This is a genomic window from Kitasatospora sp. NPDC057518, assembly GCF_042802075.1.
Lineage (GTDB): Bacteria > Actinomycetota > Actinomycetes > Streptomycetales > Streptomycetaceae > Kitasatospora.
Map to the genome: position 1 here is coordinate 25,932 of NZ_JBHVEU010000028.1, position 9,338 is coordinate 35,269.

Here is a 9,338-nt window from a genome sequence, read left to right on the forward strand (position 1 = left end):
CGGGTGGGTGGCTCGTTGAGCCGGGTGCGCCGCCCCGCGTGCGCAGTGGTAGTCGGAAGCGGCCTGAGGGAGTCTGCGGTGTCCACCGTCACCAACCCGTTCACCGGTGGCTACGCCCCGGTGGAGGAGGAAGTCACGGCCTTCGACCTGCCGGTCACGGGGACGATCCCGGCCGAGCTCAACGGCCGGTACCTGCGCAACGGGCCCAACGGGATGCGGCCGGAGGACCCGCGGCCGCGGCACCTGTTCGCCGGGTACGCCATGGTGCACGGGGTGCGGCTGCTCGACGGGCGGGCCCGGTGGTACCGCAACCGGCTGGTGCGCAGCGCCGCCGTGGCCGAGGCGCTGGGGGAGCGGCCGCGCCCCGGCGCCGTGCCGCGGATCGCCGACGTCGCGCCCAACACCCACGTGATCGGGCACGCCGACCGCACCCTCGCGCTGGTCGAGGGCGGCTTCCGCCCGTACGAACTCTCCTACGAGATCGAGACGGTGGGGGCCGGCGACTTCTGCGGCACGCTGCCCGACGGGTTCGCCGCCCACCCCAAGCTCGACCCGGTCACCGGCGAGCTGCACGCGATCACCTGGCAGCGGGACGACAGCGAGAGGCTGCGCCACCTGGTGGTCTCCCCGGAGGGCGTCGTCGTGCGCGCCGTGGACATCCCGGTCCCGCACCGGCCGGTGGTGCACGACATGGCGCTGACCCGGAACTTCGCCGTCGTCCTCGACCTCGCGGGGCGCGTCAGCATGCCCGACAACCTGGCACGGAAGACGTATCCGGCGGTCTGGGACGAGACCCGCGGCGCGCGGATCGGGCTGCTGCCCCGCGACGGCACCGAGGTCCGCTGGTTCGAGGTCGAGCCCTGCTTCGTCTTCCACACCCTCAACGCCCACGAGGACGGCGACCGGGTCGTCGTCGACGTGGTCCGCTACCCGAGGATGTTCGCCGGCGGCGCGGTGGACGGGCAGAGCAGCCCCACCCTGGACCGCTGGACGGTCGACACCGTCTCCGGCACGGTCACCGAGACCCGGCTGGACGACCGGCCGCAGGAGTTCCCGGCGGTCAACCCGGCGGTGGTCGGCGGCGCCCACCGCTACGGCTACTCCACCGTGGCCACCCCCCTGCTGCGCCACCTCGCCGCGACGGCCGACGACCTGGACGCGCTGCCCCCGGAGGCCGCCGGGGACGCGCTGATCAAGCACGACCTGCGCCGGCAGTCCAGCACCGTACGGCAGTTCGGCGCGGGCCGGTACACCGGTGAGGTCTCCTTCGTGCCGAGGGAGGGCGCCCGCGGCGAGGACGACGGCTACCTGCTGACCTACGTCCACGACCCCGAGCGGGGCGCGAGCGACCTGGTCGTCCTCTCCGCCGAGGACTTCACCGGCGCCCCGCTCGCCACCGTCCACCTGCCGGTGCGGGTGCCGGCCGGCTTCCACGGCAGCTGGATCCCCGACCCCGTCCGAGAGGACTCCCAGTGAACACGCCGACTGTGACCGCGCCCTCCGTATCCGCCCCGGCCGAGACCGTCGCCCGGCTGCGCGCGGCCTTCCACACCGGCCGCACCCGGCCGCTCGCCTGGCGCACCGAGCAGCTGGCCGGGCTGCGCGCCCTGCTGACCGGCCACCGCGAGGAGATCGCCGACGCCCTCCACGCCGACCTGCGCAAGCCGCGCGCCGAGACCGACATCGCCGAAGTCGACTTCACCGTACGGGAGATCGACCACACCCTGCAGAACCTGGAGCAGTGGCTGCGCCCCGAGCCGGTGCCCGCCGCCGCGCTCACCCGGCTGCCGCCGGGGACCAGTGCCCACACCGGCCACGCCCCGCTCGGGACCGTCCTGGTGATCGCGCCCTGGAACTACCCGGTGCAGCTGCTGCTGGTGCCGGTGGCGGGCGCGATCGCCGCCGGCAACACGGTGCTCGCCAAGCCGAGCGAACTGGCCCCGGCCTGCTCGGCCCTGCTGGCACGGCTGCTGCCCCGGTACGTCGACCCGGCGGCGATCGCCGTGGTGGAAGGCGGCGGGGAGACGACCACCGCCCTGCTGGCCGAGCGCTTCGACCACATCCTCTACACCGGCAACGCCCGCTTCGGCCGGACGGTGCTGCGGGCCGCCGCCGAACACCTGACCCCGGTCACCCTCGAACTGGGCGGCAAGTCACCGGTGTTCGTGGACCGCGGCGTCGACCCCGGGCCGGTCGCCGCCCGGCTGGCCCGCGCCAAGTTCGCCAACGCCGGGCAGACCTGCGTGGCCCCCGACTACCTGCTGACCGACCCGGCCACGGCCCGTGCGCTGGAAGGCGCCCTGGCGCGCGCCGTCACCGAGCTGTACGGCCCCGACCCGGCGCGGTCACCGGCGTACGGGCGCATCGTCGACGAGCGGCACTTCGACCGGGTCGTCGCCCTCCTCGGCTCGGGCCGTACGGTCTTCGGCGGGCAGCACGACCGCGCGGACCGCTACATCGCGCCCACCCTGCTGGCCGAGGTGGAGCCGGACGCCCCGGTCATGCGGGAGGAGGTCTTCGGCCCCGTCCTGCCCGTCGTCGAGGTCGCCGGCCTCGACGAGGCGATCGCCTTCATCAACGACCGGGACCACCCCCTCGCCCTCTACGCCTTCACCGGGGACGGGCACGCACGCCGCCGCCTGGCCGAGGAGACCGCCTCCGGCGCCCTCAACTTCGGCCTCCCGGTGGCCCACCTGGGCATCCCGGAACTCCCCTTCGGCGGGGTGGGGGAGAGCGGCTCCGGCCGCTACCACGGCCGCTGGTCCCTCGACACCTTCAGCCACCGCCGGGCCTGCCTGGACGCGCCCCTGGTGTGACCGGCCGGGTCCGGATCTCCCCAGCTAGTAGTCCCAGGACATCGTGGCGGTGATGGCGGTCAGGACCAGCCAGCCGAGGAGGGGGAGGGCGATGGTGAGGGCGAAGGGCCACTGGGCGGTGATGAGGATGATGCTGCCGAGGACGGTGAAGAGGACCAGGAAGGGGAGGACGGCGAGCGGGAGCGCCCAGCTGACGAGGCGGCGCAGGAGGAGGCCGTAGACGGCGAGGACGGTTCCCGTGCCGACCAGGAGGGCGAGCTTGAGGGCGGTGAGCCAGGGGGTGCTCTGGACAGTGGAGCGGTGGCCCTGGTGGGAGAGTTCGACCACGCGGCCCCGCCAGAGGGTCAGGTCCACGTTGACGCCGTTCTCCAGGCTGTCGTAGAGGCCCTCGGTGACGCTGTAGGTGGCGGTGGGCACCGTCTCGCGGGAGACGGTCAGGCCGTAGGTGGTGGAGTCTCCGTTCGAGTCGGTCTTCTTGGCCGTCACCCGGCCGGTCTCCTGCCTGATGCAGTCCGCGCCGGGTGCGGTGGCGGGGGCGCCGCAGACCGGGGCGCCGCGGTAGGCGAGCGCCTCGTCGTAGGTGTCGACGAACCAGGAGAAGCCGAGGGCGGCGGTGGACAGGCCGATGACGACCAGCAGGGCCTGGGCCACGATGCGGGCGGCCGGGGCGGCGGACCGCCGGCTGTGGTGCCGGGGGCGGAGGGTTGGCGGGGAGGCTGTCCGGTCGGTCGGCGGAGTCGGGACGCGGTCGGTCGGCGGCTCACTCATCGTCGTCGCTCAGCGCCGGCCCCGCCAGCTCGCGTTCCCGGTGCAGCCGGTCCCGGAGCTCCGCCGTCTCCCGCAGCCCGTCGCCGCCGGCGACCCTGATCCGCGCGTCCATCGCACTCCCTCGGCCTCGCCCGGGCGCCTCCCGGGTTCAGTCGGGATGATGGCAGGGGCCGGCGGTGGCGGGGGAGTGGCCTGGCGAGCTTGTGACCGACTTGTGGAACTCGGCCGGGGCGTGGGGCTGGTGGTGTGCCCGGCGGCGGGTCAGGGCAGCAGCAGGCCGGCGAGTTCGTCCAGCAGTTCGGTGACCCTGCGGGCCTTCTCCGGGTCGGGGACGGCCTTGGCGATGACGGGCTCGGCGGGCCGGGCGACGTGGGCGCGGATGGCGTGCCGGGCCGACTCGGAGACGGTCAGCAGGGTGCGGCGCCCGTCGGCGGGGTCGGCGGCGGCGTCGAGCAGGCCGCGTTCGCGCAGCCGGGCGACGGAGACCGAGACGTGGCTCTGGGCGAAGCCGGTGCGGACCCGGATCTCCTGGACGGAGGTGGCGGGGTGGCGGTACACGTCGGAGACCACGGCGATCTCCCCGGCGCTGAGGTGCTCGGCGGCCGGGTCGGTGATCATCGCGCGGCCGAGTTCCGTCAGCCGCTTGCCGAGTCTGAGGAGTTGCACGCCGTCCATGCCCGCAAGAATACATCTTCACCGATATATCTCCACCAATACATCTTCACTGATGCATCGGCGCCGATGTAGATTGCCGAGCATGACGACCTCCGAACCGCTCAGCCCGGTCTCCCGCACCGCCCTGTCCGTCGCCCGGGTGCGGGCCTACGAGAGCTCCCGACCCGACCCGCTCTTCGTCGACCCGTACGCCCTCGCCTTCGTGGACGCCGCCGGCCTCGAACCCGCCCTCTCCGGCCCGGTCAGCAGCCTCGCCAAGGCCCTCGTCGCCCACGGCATCCTGCGCACCCGCTTCTACGACGACCGGCTGCCGGCCGCCGGCGCCGACCAGGTGGTGGTGCTGGCGGCGGGCCTGGACACCCGCGCCTACCGGCTGGACTGGCCGTCCGGCACCCGGGTGTTCGAGCTCGACCTCGGCCCGGTGCTGGACTTCAAGCAGCAGGTCCTGGACGGCCTCGGCGCCGTGCCGAAGGCCCGGCGCACCGCCCTGCCCGTCGACCTGGTCGACCCGCGGTGGCCCGAGCGGCTGGTCGCCGCCGGCTTCGACCCGGCCCGGCGCTCGGTCTGGCTCGCCGAAGGCCTGCTGGTCTACCTCGCCCCGGACGAGGCGGCCGGGCTGCTCACGGCGGTGGCCGGGCTGGCCGCCCCGGGCAGCCGCCTCCTGCTGGAGCAGGGCGGGGACGTGAGCCGCACACCGCAGGACCCGGCGCTCACCCACCTCACCGGGCTGTGGCGCGGCGGGCTCGGCCCGGGCACCGGCGACTGGCTGGCCGGGCACGGCTGGACGGTGGAGACCACCGCCCTGACCCGGCTGGCGGAGACGTACGGGCGCCCGCTCCCGGACCCGTCGACCACGAGGGCGTTCATCGAGGCGGAGCGGCGTACCGCGGACTGACGCCGAGGCCTGACGGATCATCACTCCGGGCCGGCGGGCTGGGGCGGCCAGGTGTCCGGGGCCAGGACGCCGGTGGTGTAGGCGCGGGCGACCAGGGCGGTGCGGTTGGGGACGCGCCAGCGGCGGGAGAGCCGGGCCAGGTGGTAGTTGACGCCGTCCGGGGTGATGCCGAGCGCCCGGGCGATCTGCGCGGTGGTGTCGCCCCGGGCCGCGGCGGCGAGGATGCGGGCCTCGACCGGGCTGGCCTCGGCCCGGGGGCCGGACGGCGGGGCCTCGGCCGCGGGCTCCGCCGCCTGCAGCGACAGCAGGAGGTTCGGGGTCTGCTCCGGGGTGTCGCTGACCAGGTCGACGGTCATCTCGCCGTGCCGCTCGGTGCCGCCGGCGGGCGTCCAGGAGACCCGGGCCGGGTACTGCGAGCGACGGTGCAGCCGGACGGCCTCGGTGAGCGCCTCCAGCGTGCCGGTGTCCCGCAGGGTGAAGAACTCCAGAATCCTACGGTGGCGCAACTGGCCCGGCAAGCAGCCGAATTCGGCTGCCATCGCGCGGTTGACGATCAGGATCTGCCCGCCGAACTCGCACACCGCGATGGGCATCGGCACGTGGTCCATCAGCCGCAGCGCCCGGTTGCGCCAGATCACCGCCGGGTCCAGGCGGCCGCCCGGCAGGGGGGCGCAGTCCTCGGTCGGTCGCATCGGTGGTTCTCCTCTCCGGGGCCAGGGCTGACGGTTCGTGGGCAAGCCCGGCAGAGCCCCTGGTACTACACAATCATGTAGTGATCGGGGTCCGACGTTCCGCCCGGTGGGCGCACAGTGGTGGAAGACCGAAGTTTCCTGCCGTGGGAGGGGCCACAGCGATGACCGAGACCGTGGAGAGCACGACCGAGGGCCAGTGGACGGCCGAGGACGGGTGGACGGCCGGCGGCGAGCGGGCGGACGGGGCCGGGAGCGGTCGGGCCGTCCCCTTGGTGGACATCTCGTCGGCGCCGCCGATCGCCGCCCCGATGCTGCGCACCATGGAACTGGCCAGAGAGCACGGCCCGGCCTTCGTCCAGCGGCTGCACGGCCGGGACAGCCTGATCGTCAGCGGGCTGGAGCTGGTCGAGGAGCTCGCCGACGAGACCCGGTTCACCAAGTCGATCGGCCCGGGCCTGGAGAACGTCCGCCAGTTCACCGGCGACGGCCTGTTCACCGCCTACAACGACGAGCCCAACTGGGCCCGGGCGCACGACATCCTGATGCCGGCCTTCGCGCTCGGCTCGATGCGCACCTACCACCCGGTGATGCTGCGGGTGGCCCGCCGGCTGGTCGACTCCTGGGACCGCCGGGAGGCCGCCGGACTGCCGGTGGACGTGCCCGGCGACATGACCCGGATGACCCTGGACACCATCGGACTGGCCGGCTTCGGCTTCGACTTCGGCTCCTTCGAGCGGGACGAGCCGCACCCCTTCGTCGAGGCGATGGTGCGCTGTCTGGGCTGGGCGATGAACAGGCTCACGCGCGACCCGGAGGCCGACCACCGCGAGCGCGACACCGCCTTCCGGGCCGACGCCGACTACCTGGCCGCCGTGGTGGACGAGGTGATCGCCGCCCGCTCCGCGGAGGGAACCGCCGGGGAGGGAGCTGTTGGGGAGGGCGAGCAGGCTCCGGCCGAGGACCTGCTGGGCCTGATGCTCGGCGCGGTCCGCCCCTCGGACGGGACCCGGTTGGACGCCGAGAACATCCGCAACCAGGTGATCACCTTCCTGATCGCCGGCCACGAGACCACCTCGGGCGCGCTCTCCTTCGCGATGTACTACCTGGTCAAGCACCCGACGGTGCTGCGCCAGGTGCAGCGGGAGGTGGACGAGCTCTGGGGCGACCAGGCCGACCCGGAGCCCTCCTACGAGGACGTCGGACGGCTGCGCCACACCCGCCAGGTGCTCAACGAGGCGCTGCGGCTGTGGCCGACGGCGCCCGCGTTCAGCCGGGAGGCCCGCGAGGACACCCTGCTCGGCGGCCGCATCCCGCTGCGCGCCGGGGAGACCGTCTTCGTCTCCACGCCGATGCTGCACCGGGACCCGTCGTGGGGCGACAACCCGGAGCTGTTCGACCCGTCCCGGTTCGACCCCGAGTGCGAGGAGGCCCGCTCCCCGCACGCCTTCAAGCCCTTCGGCACCGGCGAACGCGCCTGCATCGGACGGCAGTTCGCGCTGCACGAGGCCGTCATGCTGCTCGGCATGCTGGTCCACCGCTACCGGCTGATCGACCACACCGACTACCGGCTGACCATCAAGCAGACGCTCACCATCAAGCCCGACGACTTCACCCTCGGCCTCGCCCGGCGCACGCCCGGCCGGGCCGCGACCGCCTCTGGCTCCACCGCTGCTGCCACCGGCAGTGCCGAGCGGCCCGGGACGGCCGGGCGGGTCCGCCAGGGGACCGGGCTGCTGCTCCTGCACGGCTCCAACTACGGCGCCTGCCGGGAGTTCAGCCGGCAGCTCGCGGAGGCCGCCGCCGACCTCGGCTGCGAGACGGAGACCGCCCCGCTGGACGCGTACGCGGACGGGCTGCCCACCGACCGGCCGGTGGTGATCACCGCCGCCTCGTACAACGGGCAGCCGACCGACGACGCGGCCCGGTTCGTCCGCCGGCTCCAGGAGGCCCAGGAGGCTCAGGACGCCGGGGAGGGGCAGGAGGGCGGGACGGACGAGGGCGTCGAGTACGCGGTGCTCGGCATCGGCGACCGCACCTACGCCGCGACCTACCAGCGCGTCCCGGGGCTGATCGACGACCGGCTCGCCGCGCTCGGCGGCACCCGGCTGCTGGCCCGCGCCGAGGCCGACGCCTCCGGCGACCTGGCCGGCACCGTACGGCAGTTCACCGCCGAGCTGCGCGAGGCCCTGCTGGCGCGCTACGGGGACGCCGACGCCCCCGCCGAGGCGCGGCCGGCGGCCGCCTACTCGGTGACCGAGGTGACCGGCGGCCCGCTGGCCGCGCTGGCCGCCCGGCACGGCATGGCGGAGCTGACCGTCACCGCCGTCGGCAGCCTGACCGACCCCGCGTACCACCGGGTCAAGCGGCTGGTCCGGCTGGCCCTGCCGGAGGGCACCGGCTACCGGACCGCCGACCACCTCACCGTGCTCCCGGCCAACGACCCGGCGCTGGTCGAGCGCGCCGCCAAGCTGTTCGGCGCCGACCTCGACACGGTGCTGGGCATCGTGGCGCACCGGCGCACCGGACTGGCCGTCGACCGCCCGCTGACGGTGCGCGAACTGCTCACCCGCCACGTCGAGTTGCAGGACCGGCCGAGCGCCGAGCAGCGCGCCGCCCTGGCCGCGCTCAACCCCTGCCCGCCCGAGCAGGCCGCGCTGCGGGCGCTGTCCGAGGACGACCCGCGCACCCTGCTGGACCTGGTCGAGGACCACCCGGCCCTCCAGGGGCGGCTCGGCTGGCCGGTGCTGCTGGAGCTGCTGCCGCCGATCCGGCCGCGGCACTACTCGATCTCCTCCTCGCCCGCCGGCGACCCGGGCCGGGCGGAGCTGATGGTCTCGGTGCTCAGCGGGCCGGCCCGCTCGGGCCGGGGCACCTTCCGGGGCACCGGCTCCGGCTACCTCGACCGGGTGGCCGTCGGCGACAGCGTGCTGGCCCGGGTCCAGCCCTGCCGGGAGGCGTTCCGGATCGGCCACCGCACCCCGGTGGTCATGATCGCGGCCGGCACCGGCCTGGCGCCCTTCCGGGGCGCCGTCGCCGACCGCCGGGCGCTGCTCGCCGAGGGGGCCGGGCTCGCCCCGGCGCTGCTGTACTTCGGCTGCGACGACCCGGACGCGGACTACCTGCACCGCGGTGAGCTGGAGGCGGCCGAGCAGGCCGGCGCGGTCTCGCTGCGGCCCGCCTTCAGCGAGCGGCCGCGGGACGGGCGGCGCTACGTGCAGGACCGGATCGCCGCCGAGGCGGCCGAGGTCTGGGAGCTGCTCGAAGCCGGTGCCGAGGTGTACGTGTGCGGCGACGGCGCCCGGATGGCGCCGGGCGTCCGGGAGGCCTTCCGGACGCTGTACCGGGAGCGCGTCCCGGGCGCGGACGAGCAGCGGGCGCAGGCCTGGCTGCAGGGGCTGATCGAGGCCGGGCGGTACGTCGAGGACGTGTACGCCGGCTGACGGCCCACCCCTCCTGACACGGCCGTGGGCCTGCCGCACCGGTGCGGCAGGC

The 9,338-nt window shown here is 74.8% G+C and carries 7 protein-coding genes; 4 read left to right on the plus strand and 3 right to left on the minus strand.

From position 1 onward, the window contains the following. Positions 1 to 78: 78 nt before the first annotated feature. Together ACFU7Z_RS05145 and ACFU7Z_RS05150 are read left to right on the plus strand one after the other, a co-directional pair. Entirely contained in the window at positions 79 to 1,476 is a 1,398-nt protein-coding gene (locus tag ACFU7Z_RS05145) for a carotenoid oxygenase family protein (protein ID WP_380776237.1), read from the plus strand. After that, entirely contained in the window at positions 1,473 to 2,816 is a 1,344-nt protein-coding gene (locus ACFU7Z_RS05150; RefSeq protein ID WP_380776240.1) for an aldehyde dehydrogenase family protein, read from the plus strand. The genes ACFU7Z_RS05145 and ACFU7Z_RS05150 overlap by 4 nt, the downstream gene beginning before the upstream one ends. Before the next feature lie 24 nt (positions 2,817 to 2,840). Here the strand turns inward: ACFU7Z_RS05150 and ACFU7Z_RS05155 are convergent, their stop codons facing one another. Together ACFU7Z_RS05155 and ACFU7Z_RS05160 are read right to left on the minus strand one after the other, a co-directional pair. Continuing rightward, positions 2,841 to 3,584, minus strand: a complete 744-nt coding sequence (locus ACFU7Z_RS05155; RefSeq protein WP_380776243.1) for a hypothetical protein — start codon at positions 3,582 to 3,584, stop codon at positions 2,841 to 2,843. A 261-nt stretch (positions 3,585 to 3,845) separates the two neighbouring features. Beyond that, on the minus strand, positions 3,846 to 4,259 hold the full coding sequence (locus ACFU7Z_RS05160; protein WP_117485742.1) for a MarR family winged helix-turn-helix transcriptional regulator: 414 nt from the start codon (positions 4,257 to 4,259) through the stop codon (positions 3,846 to 3,848). A gap of 82 nt (positions 4,260 to 4,341) precedes the next feature. Here ACFU7Z_RS05160 and ACFU7Z_RS05165 point away from each other — a divergent pair, with 82 nt between their 5' ends. Beyond that, on the plus strand, positions 4,342 to 5,154 hold the full coding sequence (locus ACFU7Z_RS05165; protein WP_049651750.1) for an SAM-dependent methyltransferase: 813 nt from the start codon (positions 4,342 to 4,344) through the stop codon (positions 5,152 to 5,154). A gap of 20 nt (positions 5,155 to 5,174) precedes the next feature. Here the strand turns inward: ACFU7Z_RS05165 and ACFU7Z_RS05170 are convergent, their stop codons facing one another. Beyond that, complete coding sequence (locus ACFU7Z_RS05170; protein WP_380776246.1) at positions 5,175 to 5,846, minus strand: helix-turn-helix transcriptional regulator; 672 nt, start codon at positions 5,844 to 5,846, stop codon at positions 5,175 to 5,177. A 161-nt stretch (positions 5,847 to 6,007) separates the two neighbouring features. On the opposite strand from ACFU7Z_RS05170, the gene ACFU7Z_RS05175 reads away from it, so the two are divergent. Further along, entirely contained in the window at positions 6,008 to 9,286 is a 3,279-nt protein-coding gene (locus ACFU7Z_RS05175) for a cytochrome P450 (RefSeq protein WP_380776249.1), read from the plus strand. Positions 9,287 to 9,338: the final 52 nt, after the last annotated feature.